Source organism: Bacteroides sp. CAG:189, assembly GCF_000432295.1.
In the GTDB taxonomy this organism is placed as follows: Bacteria; Bacteroidota; Bacteroidia; order Bacteroidales; family Bacteroidaceae; genus Bacteroides; species Bacteroides salyersiae.
This window is the reverse complement of record NZ_HF991048.1, coordinates 48,275-64,654: the sequence shown is the minus strand read 5'-3', so window position 1 is coordinate 64,654 and position 16,380 is coordinate 48,275. Positions and strand designations below refer to the sequence as shown.

10 protein-coding genes and 1 pseudogene are annotated in these 16,380 nt (G+C 44.4%); 7 read left to right on the top strand and 4 right to left on the bottom strand.

What is annotated here, in order from left to right; genetic code table 11:
- Positions 1–103: 103 nt before the first annotated feature.
- The 7 genes and pseudogenes from QVP90_RS06750 (at position 104) to QVP90_RS06720 (ending at position 11,548) form a co-directional block, all read left to right on the top strand.
- Positions 104–2,290, top strand: coding sequence for an alpha-N-acetylglucosaminidase (locus QVP90_RS06750; RefSeq protein ID WP_021935997.1), 2,187 nt, complete (start codon positions 104–106; stop codon positions 2,288–2,290).
- 16 nt (positions 2,291–2,306) lie between these two features.
- Positions 2,307–4,914: pseudogene (locus QVP90_RS06745) on the top strand (glycoside hydrolase family 3 N-terminal domain-containing protein).
- 36 nt (positions 4,915–4,950) lie between these two features.
- Positions 4,951–7,224 carry a family 20 glycosylhydrolase gene (locus QVP90_RS06740; RefSeq protein WP_021935995.1) on the top strand — a complete coding sequence of 758 codons (2,274 nt, stop codon included), beginning with the start codon at positions 4,951–4,953 and terminating at the stop codon, positions 7,222–7,224.
- 145 nt (positions 7,225–7,369) lie between these two features.
- Positions 7,370–8,383 (top strand): threonine aldolase family protein, encoded by a 1,014-nt coding sequence (locus QVP90_RS06735; RefSeq protein ID WP_005929494.1) that lies wholly within the window; start codon positions 7,370–7,372, stop codon positions 8,381–8,383.
- Between the two features lie 184 nt (positions 8,384–8,567).
- Positions 8,568–10,178, top strand: a complete 1,611-nt coding sequence (locus QVP90_RS06730; protein WP_021935994.1) for a PAS domain-containing sensor histidine kinase — start codon at positions 8,568–8,570, stop codon at positions 10,176–10,178.
- Between the two features lie 100 nt (positions 10,179–10,278).
- The gene (locus QVP90_RS06725; RefSeq protein ID WP_005929500.1) at positions 10,279–11,217 is read left to right on the top strand and encodes a DnaJ C-terminal domain-containing protein; all 939 of its coding nucleotides are present in this window, start codon (positions 10,279–10,281) and stop codon (positions 11,215–11,217) included.
- Between the two features lie 16 nt (positions 11,218–11,233).
- Positions 11,234–11,548, top strand: coding sequence for a chaperone modulator CbpM (locus tag QVP90_RS06720; RefSeq protein WP_005929503.1), 315 nt, complete (start codon positions 11,234–11,236; stop codon positions 11,546–11,548).
- Positions 11,549–11,650: 102 nt separating this feature from the next.
- Here the strand turns inward: QVP90_RS06720 and QVP90_RS06715 are convergent, their stop codons facing one another.
- The 4 genes from QVP90_RS06715 to QVP90_RS06700 form a co-directional block, all read right to left on the bottom strand.
- The gene (locus QVP90_RS06715; protein WP_005929506.1) at positions 11,651–13,357 is read right to left on the bottom strand and encodes an acyl-CoA dehydrogenase family protein; all 1,707 of its coding nucleotides are present in this window, start codon (positions 13,355–13,357) and stop codon (positions 11,651–11,653) included.
- 3 nt (positions 13,358–13,360) lie between these two features.
- Complete coding sequence (locus tag QVP90_RS06710) at positions 13,361–14,380, bottom strand: electron transfer flavoprotein subunit alpha/FixB family protein (RefSeq protein WP_005929509.1); 1,020 nt, start codon at positions 14,378–14,380, stop codon at positions 13,361–13,363.
- Between the two features lie 69 nt (positions 14,381–14,449).
- Positions 14,450–15,322, bottom strand: a complete 873-nt coding sequence (locus QVP90_RS06705) for an electron transfer flavoprotein subunit beta/FixA family protein (protein WP_005929512.1) — start codon at positions 15,320–15,322, stop codon at positions 14,450–14,452.
- 168 nt (positions 15,323–15,490) lie between these two features.
- Entirely contained in the window at positions 15,491–16,174 is a 684-nt protein-coding gene (locus QVP90_RS06700; RefSeq protein ID WP_021935993.1) for a hypothetical protein, read from the bottom strand.
- Between the last annotated feature and the right edge of the window lie 206 nt (positions 16,175–16,380).

The following is a 16,380-nucleotide window of genomic DNA, read 5'->3' as shown; positions in this document are numbered from 1 at the left end:
TGATTTCTTATAGCATGGTCTCTTCCCCCTTGCGAATTTCTCTCTCTCGTAAGAGACATACTGTAAAGAGATTATTGGGATTGAATTCATAAAAAATGTTCTAATGCGGAAAGTACTATTATTCTTCACATCCATCCTGTTTTGTGGATGTTCGATTTCTAAACCCGACCAGCCGGTATATGGGTTGGCTGAACGTCTGTTACCGGCAAATAACTCCTCTTTTGTCTTTGAACAGCTCCCTTCCGATTCTGATTTTTTTGAATTGGAGCAGGCTGCAGAAGATAAGATTATCATCAGAGGGAATAATGGCATCTCGATGGCACGTGGGTTGAATCATTATCTTAGGAACTATTGTCACCGTTCTGTTTCGTGGTGCGGTAATAATTTGTCCGACTTGCCGGAGCCGTTGCCTCCGGTGAAAGAAAAGATCAGGATTGACGCTTCTTTTCCTTACCGCTATTATTTGAATTATTGTACTTATAGCTATTCCATGGCTTTCTGGGATTGGGAACGGTGGGAGGCAGAGATTGACCGGATGGCTCTTCAAGGGATCAACATGCCCTTGATGGCTGTGTACGGAGAATATGCCGTATGGCAGAATACGCTTAGAAGATTGAATTTCAGTGAAACGGATATAGCTGCGTTCCTTCCGGGAGCAGGCTATGAAGCATGGTGGCTCATGGGAAATCTGGAAGGATTCGGCGGGCCCGTGAGTCCGGAATTTATTGCAAGACAGACGGACCTGCAACAGAAAATGTTGAAGCGGATGAGGGAGTTAGGGATGAAACCGGTATTTCAAGGATTTTATGGAATGGTTCCCAATGTTTTGAAAAAGAAATATCCCGATGCCCGTATCAAAGAACAGGGGACGTGGCAAGCTTATCAGCGTCCGGCCTTTTTAGATCCGACAGACCCGCTTTTTGATAGAGTGGCAGCTATTTATTACGAAGAACAGAAAAAATTATTTGGAGATGCGGAATTTTTTGGCGGTGATCCTTTTCATGAGGGTGGCACTTCGGAAGGCATTCATGTAAAACTTGCCGCGCAGAAAATATTGCAGGCCATGCGGAAAGTAAACCCGAAAGCGGTCTGGGTCTTACAGGGATGGCAGCATAACCCGGTAAAAGACTTGATGGACGGGTTGAATCCCGGTGAGACAATCATATTGGATCTGATGGCCTGCGAACGTCCCCAGTGGGGAGGAGTCACTACTTCCATGTTTCATAAGCCGGAAGGGCATCAGGATCACCGGTGGATATGGTGCGCTTTACCTAACTTCGGAGGAAAAACCGGGCTACATGGAAAAATGAGCAGTTATGCTTCGGGAGCCGTCTTTGCAAAAGAACATCCGATGGGGAGAAATATTTGCGGTATAGGGACTGCTCCTGAGGGTATCGGAACGGTTCCGGTAGTTTATGATATGGTGTATGATATGGCATGGAGAACGGATAGTATCCAGATTCCCCAGTGGTTGACCAATTATACTTATTATAGGTATGGCATGGAAGATACGAACTGTGATAAAGCGTGGAAAATATTATCCGAAACCGTCTATGAATGCCATAATGAGTTGGGCGGACCGGTAGAATCTTATATTTGCGCCCGTCCTGCAGATACGATCGATCATGTGTCTACGTGGGGCAATGCCAGGATATTTTACGAACCTGTAAAGATGGTAGAGGCATGGGAGTTTTTGTATCAGTCGAGAAACCGATTTAACCATTGCGATACCTATGAATATGATCTTGTCGATGTCACCCGGCAGGTTCTATCCGATTATGCCAAGTATCTGCATAAAGAAATGGTAGAGGCATTTCATCAAAAGAATAAGAATGGCTTTATGAAATATAGCACTGAATTTCTGGATGTCATAAAGGATGAAGACCGCCTGCTGTCCACCCGCAAGGAATTTATGCTTGGCACTTGGTTGACGGAAGCCGAAAATGCAGGTTGTACTCCTGAGGAAAAAAGACGCTTCGTTACGAATGCCAAAAGGCTGGTAACGACATGGACCGACAGGGATTCGGATCTGCATGATTATGCCAATAAGGAGTGGAGCGGGCTGTTGAGTGATTTTTATCTTCCCCGTTGGGAGGCTTATGTAACCTATAAAGCCAGTTTACTGTATGGTAAGAAACTTCCTTATCCGGATTTTGCAGAGATGGAAGAGAAGTGGGTTTTGGCAAACTCTACCTATCTTTCCAAAGTGAATCCGGAAGGGACGATACCGGTTGTCGAAGAACTTCATAAACGCTATTATAAAAAAATAGAACAGGCATATCTGAAATAACGAGAACAAATACATTATGATAAAAAGAAATCGATTGAAATTATTGCTTTCCGGTTTTTTACTTTTACCGGGAATGATATTTGCCCAGCAATTGCCTTATAGGCAAAGCTCTCTTCCGGTATCGGAAAGGGTGGATGATTTGTNNTCTTCCGATATCGGAAAGGGTGGATGATTTGTTGGGACGCATGACTCTGGAAGAAAAAATAGCGCAAATCAGGCATATCCATTCATGGAATGTATTCAATGGTCAGGACTTGGATATGGAAAAGCTCGGGAAATTTACCGGCGGTGTGAGCTGGGGATTTGTAGAAGGATTTCCATTGACAGGAGTTAACTGTAAGAAGAATATGCAGTTGATACAGAAATTTATGGTTGAGAATACGCGTTTGGGGATACCGGTGTTTACCGTTGCGGAGTCATTGCATGGTTCGGTACACGAGGGATCTACTATTTATCCTCAGAATATAGCCATGGGGAGTACTTTCCGCCCTGAACTTGCTTACCGGAAAGCGGCAATGATCACGAAAGACCTTCATGCACAGGGAATGCATCAGGTATTGGCACCCTGCATCGACGTGGTAAGAGATTTGCGGTGGGGACGTGTGGAAGAATCTTTCGGAGAAGATCCTGTATTATGCGGGTTGTTTGGCATTGCCGAAGTAAAAGGGTATATGGACAACGGTATTTCTCCGATGCTGAAACATTATGGCCCTCATGGTAATCCGTTGAGCGGTTTGAATCTGGCTTCTGTAGAATGTGGGCTTCGGGATTTGCATGAGGTATATTTGAAACCGTTCGAGATGGTGATTCGTAATACTCCTGTGTTGGCGGTTATGTCTACTTATAATTCATGGAATCATGTGCCGAATTCTGCTTCGCATTATTTATTGACAGAGGTATTGCGCGGACAGTTCGGATTTAAAGGGTATGTATATTCGGATTGGGGAGCCATTGAAATGTTGAAGACTCTTCATTGCGTGGCGCATAATTCGGAAGAAGCGGCTATGCAGGCTTTCACTGCCGGGCTCGATGTAGAGGCTTCCAGTAATTGTTATCCTTTGTTGGCCGGCCTGATACAGAAGGGGAAGTTGGATGAAGAGGTTTTGAATGAGTCTGTTCGCCGGGTATTGTACGCCAAGTTTAAAATGGGACTTTTCGAAGACCCTTATGGCGAACAGTATTCTCATAGTGAGATGCATGGGGCAGAAAGCATACGGTTGTCGAAAGAGATAGCGGATGAATCGGTTGTCCTGTTGAAAAACGAGAATGGGCTTTTGCCTTTGAATGCCGATAAGTTGAAGTCTGTTGCGGTGATCGGCCCTAATGCAGACCAGGTACAATTCGGAGATTATACATGGAGTCGTAATAACAAAGACGGCGTTACCCCGTTGGAGGGAATCAGGCGATTATTGGGCGGTAAGGCTACTGTCCGTTATGCGAAAGGATGCGATCTCGTTTCATTGAATGCCGGTGGAATAAAGGAGGCCGTAGAAGCGGTACGGAAGAGTGAAGTGGCGATTCTGTTTTGTGGAAGCGCCAGTGCGGCCCTTGCACGTGATTATAAAAGTTCTACCTGTGGTGAAGGTTTTGATTTGAATGATCTGAACCTGACGGGAGTACAGGGGCAGTTGATTAAAGAAGTGTATGAGACCGGAACGCCGGTAGTGTTGGTATTGGTAACCGGAAAACCGTTTGCCATATCTTGGGAGAAGAAACATATTCCGGCTATTTTGACACAATGGTATGCAGGAGAACAAGCAGGAAATTCGATTGCGGATATTTTGTTTGGAAGCATTTCTCCATCAGGAAGACTGACTTTTTCTTATCCTCAGACTACGGGACATTTGCCGGTATATTATAATTATCTTCCTTCCGACAAGGGCTTTTACAAAAATCCCGGAAGCTATGAATCTCCGGGAAGAGATTATGTGTTTTCCTCTCCGGACGCTCTTTGGGCTTTTGGTCATGGGCTGACTTATACTTCTTTTGTATATAAGAATCTAAGGACAGACAAAGAACATTATGGACTCAATGATACGATATACATTGATGTCGATATTAAAAATACAGGAAAGAGAGAAGGGAAAGAGGTCGTGCAGTTGTATGTGAATGATAAGGTTAGTACCGTGGTAACTCCTGTAAAGCAACTGCGGGATTTTAAGAAAGTGGATGTTGAGGCTGGAAAAACAGAAACGGTGAAACTGAAAGTCGCAGTGAACGATCTTTATATTGTAAATGCCGGAAATAAAAGGGTAGTTGAACCGGGAGAGTTTGAGTTACAGGTGGGGGCTGCGTCAGACAATATTCTTCAATCGAAAGTAGTCTCCGTCGGTGAATTTGTATCCACCGCTTTGGTAGAAGAACAAAAAATACTAAAGAGCAGTAAGACGATTTCCGTTCATGGAGAAGTAAGGGATGTACAGGCCACTTTGATAGGGAAGGTAAATATTTATGCCAAGAGCACGGGAGAACTTCTTGGGAAGAGCGATGACAGGGGCTGCTATCGGATGGATGTAGGGAATAAGGAAGTATTGATATTTAGTAAAAAGGGATATCAGAATCTGGAAGTACCGGTCGATAATCAAGAGGTTGTAAATGTGCGTATGAACTATGGTGACAATTGAAACTGAAAAAATAATTATTAATTAAATCTGTGATATATGAGAATCAAGCCTTTTTGTCTGATACCACTCTTTTCTTTGGTGTTTTTTGCTTGTGGGGAGAAGATGGTTGTGAAACCTTATAATGAAGGTCTTCACATAATTCCCGAACCTGAGAGAATCACTCAACAGACGGGAGAATTTGTTTTAAATCCTAACACGCTTTTTATTATCGATAATGATACGCTCGATGCGGTTGCCGGTTATTTTAAATACAAGATAAAGCAATCTACCGGTTATCAACTTGCTGACGGACAGGAAGCAGAACGGAATTATATTCGTCTGGCTTTGGATACTACTTTAAACCTGAAAGAGGAAGGGTATAAATTAGCCGTGCTTCCTGAAGGAATTTGGGTACGGTCACAGTCCCCGCAAGGAATTTTTTATGGGATGCAGACGGTGATGCAACTTTTGCCTGCCGAGATAGAGAGTGGACAGGTTATAAATAATATTGTATGGGCTATGCCGTGTGTCGAGATAGAAGACGAACCGGCTTATTCCTATCGCGGGATGATGCTGGATGTCAGCCGGCATTTTCATGATGTGGCTTTTGTCAAGAAGCAGTTGGATATCATGGCTATGTTTAAGCTGAACCGTTTTCATTGGCATCTTACGAATGATCATCTGTGGACGATTGAAATAAAGAAATATCCCCGCCTTACCGAAGTGGGTTCAGTGCGTCGTAATGCTGACGGAAGTATACACAAAGGTTTTTATACACAGGAACAGATTAAGGAGGTGGTTGCTTATGCGGCAGAAAGGTTTATAACGGTCATTCCGGAAGTCGAATTACCCGGACATGCTTTGGCCGCTCTGACGGCTTATCCGGAATTGTCATGTACCGGTGGTCCTTTCCAGTTGAGAAACAAGTGGGGGGTGGAAGAGGATGTATATTGCGCAGGTAATGAACAGACCTTTAAATTTTTGGAAGATGTAATCAATGAGGTCGCATCTTTATTTCCAGGTAAATATTTTCATATAGGAGGAGACGAATGTCCCAAAGTGAGGTGGAATGCTTGTCCGAAGTGCCGGAAGCGCATGCGGGATGAAAAGTTGAAAGATGCCCATGAGTTACAGAGTTATTTTGTACACCGGATCGAGAAAGTAGTGTTGGCACATGGCAAGCGCATGGTAGGCTGGGATGAGATTCTTGAAGGCGGACTGGCACCTACGGCGACCGTAATGTCGTGGCGTGGGGAGGAAGGTGGTATCGAGGCCGCTTCCATGGGGCACGATGTGATAATGACACCTGCCAAATGGTTGTATTTGGATTTTGGGCAGGGGAATATCGAAGTGGAGCCTATTACAATTAATTTTAAGACTTTGCTGAGCAAAACCTATCATTACAATCCTGCGTCCGAAAAAATACCGGCGGAACAACGCTCACATGTGATAGGAGCACAGGGTAATATGTGGGCAGAATATGCCGTCAATCCGGATCATACGGAATACATGCTTTATCCGAGACTGTTGGCGGTAGCGGAACTTACCTGGACACCTGCCGATAGAAAAGATTATGCATCTTTTGAACGTCGTCTGGATAATCAATTGGTACGCTTGGACGAACATCATATTCATTATCACATTCCATTGCCCGAAGGGCCGATGGCCGATCGTGTGGCAATTGTCGGTCCGGATACGCTTAGTTTCTCGAATAGCCGCAATCTTCCGATGGTATATACACTGGATGGAAGCGAACCGGCGGTTCATTCCAAACGCTACAGCGCTCCCATTGTTGTAGACGGCAATCAGACTATACGTATTGCAACCCTTCTTTCTTCGGGCAAAATGAGCAGAGTGCGTACGATAGAAGTAGTGAAAGAACCCTTATGGCCGTCTTACAAAGAGAGGACTGAACCAGGAGTGTCTTTGATGTATGCAGAGGGTGATTTTTATTTTGTGAAAGATACGGAAAACGCTGCTTGGAAGGATGAAAAGATAGTAGACGATTTCAATTTGAAACCAGTTTTAGAAGATAAGGGGGCATTCTGCTATACCGGATATTTTGATGTGCCTCAAGACGGAGTCTATTATGTATCTACCGAGATGGACGAGTTGCAGATAGACGGTAAAGTGGTATTGAGTAATGACGGTAAATTGGTACGTCATTCACACACGCGTACATCTCTTGCTTTGGAGAAGGGCAAACACGCTTTCCGATTGTTGTTTATTAACAATAATATTGGCGGATATCCGCGTATTTGGAATAATAAAGGTTTTGTAATGGCCGGGAAAGGAGAAGATTTTCAAACTCCGGTAACTTTGTTTCATTAAGTTTTAGTATTCAGGATAACAAACAGGAGAGCCGATTCCATATGGATGTGGAAACCGGCTCTCTTTTTTTATAAATTTCTTTTCGGGTTGTTTCTTTTAAAAAGAATTCCGTTCCTTTGCATAGGAAAATCAATTGAAGGAAAATATGAGAAGTTTTGCATCCGATAATAATTCCGGTGTACATCCTTTGGTGATGGAAGCACTGGCTTTGGCGAATCAGAATCATGCATTGGGATATGGTGATGACCCTTGGACGGAAGGAGCTGTCCGGAAAATCAGAGAAACATTTACGGCCGACTGTGAGCCCCTGTTTGTTTTTAACGGTACGGGCAGCAATGTCGTTGCCTTGCAGTTGATGACGCGTCCTTATCAATCTATCCTATGTGCCGAGACTGCACATATATATGTGGATGAATGCGGCTCTCCCGTAAAGATGACCGGTTGTCAGATCCGGCCGGTGGCAACTCCGGACGGAAAGCTCACTCCGGAGTTGATTCGTCCATATCTTCATGGCTTTGGCGACCAACATCATTCCCAGCCGGGAGCTGTTTATCTGTCCCAGTGTACCGAATTAGGCACTGTGTATACTCCCGATGAGCTGAAAGCAATTACTTTGTTGGCCCATCAATACGGGATGCGTGTCCATATGGATGGTGCCCGTATTGCCAACGCTTGTGCCGCCCTTCGTCTTTCTCTGAAAGAGTTGACGGTAGATTGCGGGATCGATGTGCTTAGTTTCGGCGGTACCAAAAATGGACTGATGATGGGAGAGTGCGTGGTCATCTTTGATGATGCCTTGAAAGAGGAAGCGCGGTTTATCCGTAAGCAGTCGGCACAATTAGCTTCGAAGATGCGTTATCTCTCTTGCCAGTTCACCGCTTATCTCACGGATGATCTTTGGTTGAAAAATGCATCTCATGCCAATCGTATGGCGCGTAGGCTCTATGATGCTTTGAAAGATTATCCCGGTGTCTGTTTTACTCAAAAGGTGGAAAGTAATCAACTGTTTCTTACTATGCCCCGTTCTGTGATAGACAGAATGCTTGAATCTTATTTTTTCTATTTTTGGAATGAGGAGAACAATGAGATTCGCCTGGTTACTTCATTTGACACGACAGAGGATGATATCGACCGTTTTATTCTTTTGCTGAATTCCTGATATTTTTTTGTTTAAGGATAAAATAATAAAGGTTCGGACTTTCACAGGTGCGAACCTTTTTTTATGATAATTAATTTCGGATTGAAATCTTAAGTTTTGAAATACTTGGAAAATATAACTTGACGTTTTGGAAAATATTCTGAACTTAATGCATATATTTACCGCATAAATACGGCATTGATTTATGACTCACAATGTATCTTTGGGGAATGAGGCTGTGATGACTCATTTATGGCTTTATGGATTGCTGGTTCTAATGGGGGTAGTAATCGTATGTTTATTGTATAAACTTCATGAGTTGCGAAGTAAGGGGGTAAAAGAACGGGATTATCACCGTTTTCTGTTTGACATACTCGATAATCTTCCCTTTCCTGTGATGGTAAAGGATATTGAAAATGAATTCAAATATGCTTATTGGAACAAAGAATCCGAGTTACAGTCGGGCATTAAGTGTGAAGATGCTGTCGGACGTAGTGATTATGACATCTACGGCAAGGAGCGGGGACGGTATTACCGGGCTGTTGATGAAGATTTGGTCAAAATAGGTAAGCCTTATCGTGCAGAGGAACACTATGTCACTACCGATGGAGTCGATCATGATACGATTGTGATGAAATCCATATTTTCCCGTGGGGTGTCCGGTAAGTGGTTGTTGGTAACCCGATGGGAAATCAGTCAGTTAAAAAGATATGAAAGAGAGTTGCTGATTGCCAAAAACCAGTTGGAAAGTGCCATTAAAAAACAGAACTTGGCATTGAAGAGTATTGATTTCGGATTGATTTATATTGATAAAGATTATAGGGTACAATGGGAAGAGACGACGCATCTGAAAAATCTGGTTTCCGGACGGCATTACACCCCCGGAATGATCTGTTATCGGACCAGTGCTTTGCGAGACCAACCTTGTGAACATTGTGCTTTCAAAGAAGCGATCGAGCAGAAAAGAATTGTGCGCCACACCGTACGGGTGGAGGATGTTGATTTTGAGGTAACGGGCACTCCTGTGTATGCTGATGATAATAAGGAGGTGATAGGCGGTTTGTTACGGTTTGAAGATATAACGGAGAAATTAAAGCTTGACCAGGCACTGCGGGAAGCCAAGGAGAAAGCAGAAGAATCGAATCGGCTGAAGTCTGCTTTCCTTGCCAATATGAGTCATGAAATCCGTACCCCTCTGAATGCGATTGTGGGGTTTTCCGATATGATTTCCCAAATAGATGATCCGGAGGAGAAGCAGGAATACATGAAGATAATTGCAGTGAATAACGAACTGCTCTTGCAACTGATAGATGATATTCTCGATTTGTCGAAGATCGAGGCGGGTACTATGGACTTTTCTTATTCCACGACTGATGTAAATCAACTGTTAGACTCTATTTGTCAGCAGATGAATCAAAAAGAGCACTCGGCAGATGTGAAGATTGTGTTTACGGAAAGAGTACCGGAGTGTACAATAATGACGGATCGTCTTCGTCTGTCACAAGTGATGATTAATTTTATTAGCAATTCCATGAAGTTTACCGAACGGGGAACCATATCTATAGGCTATCGGTTGGATGAAACAAAAGATGAGATATACTTTTTTTGTAAAGACACCGGCATTGGTATTGCTACTGATAAAATAGAACAGGTGTTTGAACGGTTTGTGAAGCTGAATACTTTTGTGAAGGGTACCGGATTGGGGCTGGCTATTTGTCGTGTCATTGTAGAGCGTTTGGGAGGAACGATCGGTGCCGAGTCGGAAGAGGGCAAAGGTTCCTGTTTTTGGTTTCGGATGCCGGTGGCTTTGCTTTAGGAATGGGAGTATGAAGATTTCTTAAAAATTGAACCTAAATACTATGTTGGCGTGTTATTTGTGAACGTTTATAGTAGTGAAACGTTTAAAATATAAAAGCATGGCCTATATAGATTATTACAAAATTTTAGGAGTTGACAAAAGTGCTTCTCAAGATGATATAAAGAAGGCTTTTCGTAAGTTGGCCCGTAAGTATCACCCGGATTTAAATCCGAACGACCCGAGCGCAAAGGATAAGTTTCAGGAGATAAACGAGGCTAATGAAGTGTTGAGCGATCCGGAAAAACGTAAGAAGTACGATGAATACGGTGAGCATTGGAAGCATGCCGATGAGTTTGAAGCGCAGAAGCGGGCGCGGCAGCAAGCAGGTGCCGGCGGTGGATTCTCCGGTTTCGGAGGAGGTGATGAGAACGGATATTGGTATTCGTCCGACGGGCAAGGCTTTTCCGGATCAGGTGGTGAAGGATTTTCTGATTTCTTTGAATCCATGTTTGGAGGGCGTGCCAGAGGAGGGCGTAGCAGTGCCGGTTTCCGTGGACAGGACTTTAACGCAGAACTGCATTTGTCTCTTCGTGATGCTGCCGAGACCCATAAACAGGTGTTGACAGTGAATGGGAAGAACGTCCGCATTACCATTCCGGCAGGTGTAGCCAATGGACAGGTGATCAAATTAAAAGGTTACGGTGGCGAAGGTATCAACGGAGGTCCTGCAGGAGACTTATACATCACGTTTGTGATTCCGGAAGATCCTGTGTTCAAACGTCTGGGTGACGACCTTTATATCGATGTTTCGTTGAATCTTTATACGGCCGTATTGGGAGGTGAACAGGAGGTAGATACGTTGAATGGCAAAGTGAAACTGAAAGTAAAACCGGAAACGCAGAACGGTACGAAAGTACGGTTGAAAGGAAAAGGTTTTCCTGTCTATAAGAAAGAAGGACAATTTGGCGATTTAATTGTGACTTATAATGTCAAAACGCCTACTAATCTGACAGATAGGCAGAAAGAGTTGTTCCGGGAATTACAGAGTATGAACTAAAAAAAGAATCAGCACTATGCAGACCGAATTAATTATAGTCAGTGAATATTGTCACAAATGTCAAATCGAGCCCTCGTTTATTGATTTGTTGCAAGAAGAAGGGTTGATTGAAATCCGGACCGAAGGAGATGAACATTATCTGCTCGTGTCACAACTTCCGGAGGTGGAACGCTACAGTCGGATGTATTACGATTTATCTATCAATATGGAAGGTATCGATGCTATCCATCATCTTCTGGAGAGAATGGAGGGGATGCGTCGGGAAATGAACTCGCTCCGTAACCAGCTTCTTGTTTATAGAAAGCATGAGCTGGAAGAAACGGAATGGTGAAAAGAAACAGGAAAGGCGGAATGATTACCTATTTAATATGAAAAATGCCCGGCTTGTTGATGAGGCCGGGCATTTTTATATTGGATAATATCGGTTTACCGCTTATTTTCTGTAGTAAGCCAGATCGTCTTTATCGAATTTACGGATAAAGTTGATATGCTTTTCTACTTCACTTTCGGCATAACGGACAAATACTTGTGCAGATGTACCGAACAGTTCTGCGTTTTTAGAAGCATCCTGTACCATCAAGTGTCCCATGATGGTGTAAGCAGCCATTTCTACAAGGCGGCGTGCACAGAAATCGAGTAATTCCTGATCTTTGGCTTCTGTAACTTGCGCTACACAAGCTGCATATTTGCTCGCCATACTCTTCAGGCGATTGTGCAAGCCTTCCATCTCCGGAGCTACTATTGCATTTTCATATTCTTTGATGCGGTTGAGGTAAGCACCGGTCGTTACGTAGCGGATTGCTGCTACTACCTGCAACTGGGTAGTTCCTTCGTAGATAGAAGTGATACGTGCATCCCGGTAGATACGTTCGCAGGCATAGTCTTTCATAAAACCGGAACCACCGTGTATCTGAATACAGTCGTAAGCATTCTGATTGGCAAATTCGCTACCCATACCTTTAGCCAGTGGGGTAAAGCTGTCTGCCAGTTTGGCAAAGGTCTTTTGTTCGGCACGTTCTTCCGGAGTCAGTTTACGTTCTTTGGCAATATCATCCAATGCTTTGTAGATGTCGACAAAGCGGGAAGTCTCGTACAATAAAGCGCGCGTAGCATCCAGTTTGGCTTTCATCAAAGACAGGATTTCGGCTACGGCCGGGAACTCGATGATTGCTTTTCCAAACTGTTTACGATCTTTTGCATAGGCCAATGCTTCATTATAAGTGGCCTGCAGGATACCTACCGACTGTGCTGCGATGCCCAGACGGGCACCGTTCATCAGGGCCATTACATATTTGATAAGTCCTAATTTCCGGTCACCGCAAAGCTCTGCTTTGGCATTCTTATATACGAGTTCGCAAGTAGGAGAGCCCTTGATACCCATTTTGTTTTCGATACGGCGAACGCTAACACCGCCGTTACGTTTGTCATAAATGAACATGGACAAGCCACGGCCGTCATGAGTTCCCTCTTCCGAGCGTGCCAGTACGAGGTGGATATCAGAGTCACCGTTCGTGATAAAACGTTTCACACCGTTCAGATACCAGCATTGGTCTTTCTCACTGTAGGTAGCTTTCAGCATGACAGCCTGAAGATCGGAACCGGCATCCGGTTCGGTCAAGTCCATAGACATGGTTTCACCTTGGCACACACGGGTGATGTAGCGTTTCTTCTGATCTTCGTTTGCGAATTCATAAATTGTTTCTGCACAATCCTGCAATCCCCAAAGGTTCTCGAATCCGGCATCACTGCGGCTTACGATGTCGGCAGCCATGATGTACGGAGTGATCGGGAAGTTCAGGCCGCCGAAACGGCGTGGCATAGCCATACCCATCAAACCGGCTTTGCGGCAGGCTTCCAGATTGGCAGCAGTACCGCTGGCATAGGTCACACGGTTATTGGCACATACCGGTCCTTCGTGATCAACGCCTTCGGCATTGGGAGCGATGATGTCGCCACATATTTCACCTACAATTTCCAACACTTTGTCGTAGCTGTCCATTGCATCTTCAAAATCTACCGGAGCGTAGTCGAAGTTATCTTTATCTGCATAGTTGCGCTCTTTCAGCTCAACGATTCTCTTCATCAGCGGATGGCTCAAGTGATGCTTGAGTTCCGGCGTATCTAAATAAAAGTTAGCCATTTCTTACTTACTATTTTGTTTATAATACTTGATCATCTTCGGCACGACTTCTTCGATGCTTCCGTTGATTACGTAATCCGCAATCGTATTGATCGGTGCTTCGGGATCGCTGTTGATGGAGATGATAATACCACTTTCCTGCATACCGGCGATGTGCTGGATTTGTCCTGAGATACCGCAAGCGATATACAGTTTCGGACGAACCGTAACACCGGTCTGACCGATCTGCCGGTCATGGTCGATGAAACCGGCATCCACTGCGGCACGGCTGGCACCTACTTCGGCATTCAGCACTTTGGCGAGTTCGAACAACAAGTCGAAATTTTCTTTGGAGCCTACTCCGTAGCCACCGGCAATGATGATCGGCGAACCTTTCAAATTGTTCTTTGCCTTTTCTACGTGACGTTCGATTACTTTCACTACATAGTCCGTATCGGCTACATATTTCTTCACATCATGACGGATCACTTCTCCCTTATAATCGGCAGAAAGGATTGCTTTTTTCATCACACCTTCGCGGACAGTCGCCATTTGCGGACGGTGTTCCGGATTCACAATCGTAGCAACGATGTTACCGCCGAAAGCCGGACGGATCTGATATAACAGGTTCTTATAAACTTTTCCTGCTTTTTTGTCTTCATGGTCACCGATTTCGAGTGAAGTACAGTCGGCTGTCAAACCACTGGTCAGTGCGGAAGATACGCGTGGTCCGAGGTCGCGACCGATAACGGTAGCGCCCATCAGGCAGATTTGCGGTTGTTCTTCTTTAAACAGATTTACGAGGACAGAAGTGTGTGGAAGAGAAGTATAAGGGTAAAGTCCTTCACCGTCGAATACGTGGAGTTTGTCTACGCCATACGGCAGGATTTGTTTTTCAATGTCTTTGAGACCGCTTCCCACAACTACGGCTTCGAGTGCGCAGTTCAGTTCGTTAGCTAACGAGCGGCCTTTGGTCAGAAGTTCGAGGCTTACATCCGCGATGATACCTTCTTCTATTTCGCAATATACAAATAAGTTATTCATATTTTTAAGTAGTTAGTAGTTGGAATATAGCAGCAAGTAGTAAAAACACTTCTACTGTATTCCGACTTCTTAGCCAATGGTGTGGTTAGCTAACAGTTCAACAATCAGGTTTTCTACATCATGGTCGCTGCCAGTGATCGTTTTACTCTCTTTTGCCTGGAACACGATGTTCTGGATGGTTTTCACCTTGGTTGGTGAACCACTGAGACCACATTGTTCAAGGTCACCGTTTACATCGGCTACACTCCATTCTACGAGATTCAGATAATCGCGTTTATCATAAAGGTCGGTGTAATCCAGATTGCCTTGTTGTTTCTCGGTGACTGTTTTGGCATGTTTGTACTTCTGTACGAGTTTGGCATTACGCGGACGGCAGGGAGCAGCACTTCCGTTAACGGTAATCACGATAGGCAACGGGCCTTCTACCGTTTCAATGCCACCGTCGATGTGACGTTTTACAGTAATGTGTCCGTCGGCTACTTTCAAGATTTCTTCAGCGTATGTAATCTGAGTCAGACCTAACTTTTCTGCCACCTGCGGACCTACCTGTGCGGTATCTCCATCGATAGCCTGACGACCACCGATGATAATGTCACATTCACCTATTTTTTTGATGGCAGTGGCCAGGGCATACGATGTGGCCAATGTATCGGCACCGGCAAATGCACGGTCGGTCAACAGATAACCGTTATCGGCACCACGGAAAAGTCCTTCACGAATAATATCGGCTGCACGGCCCGGTCCCATTGTAAGAATGGTAACGGTGGAGCCCGGATGGGCATCTTTCAATCGGAGAGCCTGCTCAAGGGCATTCAGGTCTTCGGGGTTGAAGATGGCAGGGAGTGCCGCACGGTTAATGGTTCCGTCGGCTTTCATGGCATCCTTCCCAACATTACGTGTGTCGGGAACTTGTTTTGCCAATACAACAATTTTCAAACTCATGTTATTAATTTTAGTATTAGTATTTCTACAAGTTAGTAGCCAGTAGTCGGTAGTAAGGATCTTGCTATCAAACTATCCGGTTAACTATCAGCGTGCAAATTTACGGAAACAGTTGGTTCTGACAAGAAAACCGTTAAGAAAATGCACATCATTAAGGTTTTTGAGCAATTATAGGCTGATTCCAAAGACGAAATAAGCGGTGCTTTCGTAGGGGTTGAAGCCTAACTTTCCGAAAATGGGGAAAGAAAAACGGTTGCTGACCTGTATTTCGCGGGAAATGCTGAGAGCGATATTATTCACATTGAACTTGTCGGCGTATTCGCCCTCCCACGGAGTGAATCCGGCTTCTACAGACAGGTCGAATCCTTTCAGGCTGAAGGGGTAGGAGAATTCGCAATAGCTGGACCAGGCGCGTTTACCGTCTTCGCGATAATCATTACCGGCAAAAACGGTATACCAGGAGGCGGTAAGAGGAAATTTTTCGCTGATGGTATATCCGGCTCCTGCTTCGAATGTATGCCCGCTGCTGTGTGCCGCATAGTTGAAGTAGTCGAATGGTTCCTCTTCGCTTTGCTCAAAATAGTTGGTGACGTTCAGAGTCAGTCTTTTGAACTGGTATTCCAGCGTAAGGTCTATCTCATTGTTTTCGTTACGGAATTCGGTAGAGCCCCATGCAGAGAGGGTGAAACCTCCCATTGTTATACCTAATGTGGGCTGTACGGCGGCATTGCCGCATTTCATACCGCGCCACATGTAGCTGCTCACAAAATCGGCATTGATAAAAATATCTTGTGTGTACGCTGTGAAAGAGTACATGAATAGTAGGAGGGAGAGTATATATTGTTTTTTCATTTTGTCAGAGTTATTTGTTTAGGCTGCAAAGATAGTGGTTTTTGGAAAGTAATTGTACATGTCGTTCTCATTCACTTGAAATATCTGTTTTTTTGTTTTGACCTTTCGAGTTTCGGTAACATGTGTCTTAATACGGTATTTATATTTCTATCCGATAGGACGCATTTGGTAAAACGATTGAAACACTTTTAGCTTGCGTGGAGTTC

Excerpts from the sequence above, each read along its gene's own strand:
- QVP90_RS06715 (WP_005929506.1), bottom strand. The coding sequence starts at position 13,357 with ATGGCTAACTTTTATTTAGATACGCCGGAACTCAAGCATCACTTGAGC.
- QVP90_RS06725 (WP_005929500.1), top strand. The coding sequence starts at position 10,279 with ATGGCCTATATAGATTATTACAAAATTTTAGGAGTTGACAAAAGTGCT.
- QVP90_RS06750 (WP_021935997.1), top strand. The coding sequence starts at position 104 with ATGCGGAAAGTACTATTATTCTTCACATCCATCCTGTTTTGTGGATGT.
- QVP90_RS06705 (WP_005929512.1), bottom strand. The coding sequence starts at position 15,322 with ATGAGTTTGAAAATTGTTGTATTGGCAAAACAAGTTCCCGACACACGT.
- QVP90_RS06700 (WP_021935993.1), bottom strand. The coding sequence starts at position 16,174 with ATGAAAAAACAATATATACTCTCCCTCCTACTATTCATGTACTCTTTC.
- QVP90_RS06735 (WP_005929494.1), top strand. The coding sequence starts at position 7,370 with ATGAGAAGTTTTGCATCCGATAATAATTCCGGTGTACATCCTTTGGTG.
- QVP90_RS06730 (WP_021935994.1), top strand. The coding sequence starts at position 8,568 with ATGACTCACAATGTATCTTTGGGGAATGAGGCTGTGATGACTCATTTA.
- QVP90_RS06710 (WP_005929509.1), bottom strand. The coding sequence starts at position 14,380 with ATGAATAACTTATTTGTATATTGCGAAATAGAAGAAGGTATCATCGCG.
- QVP90_RS06740 (WP_021935995.1), top strand. The coding sequence starts at position 4,951 with ATGAGAATCAAGCCTTTTTGTCTGATACCACTCTTTTCTTTGGTGTTT.
- QVP90_RS06720 (WP_005929503.1), top strand. The coding sequence starts at position 11,234 with ATGCAGACCGAATTAATTATAGTCAGTGAATATTGTCACAAATGTCAA.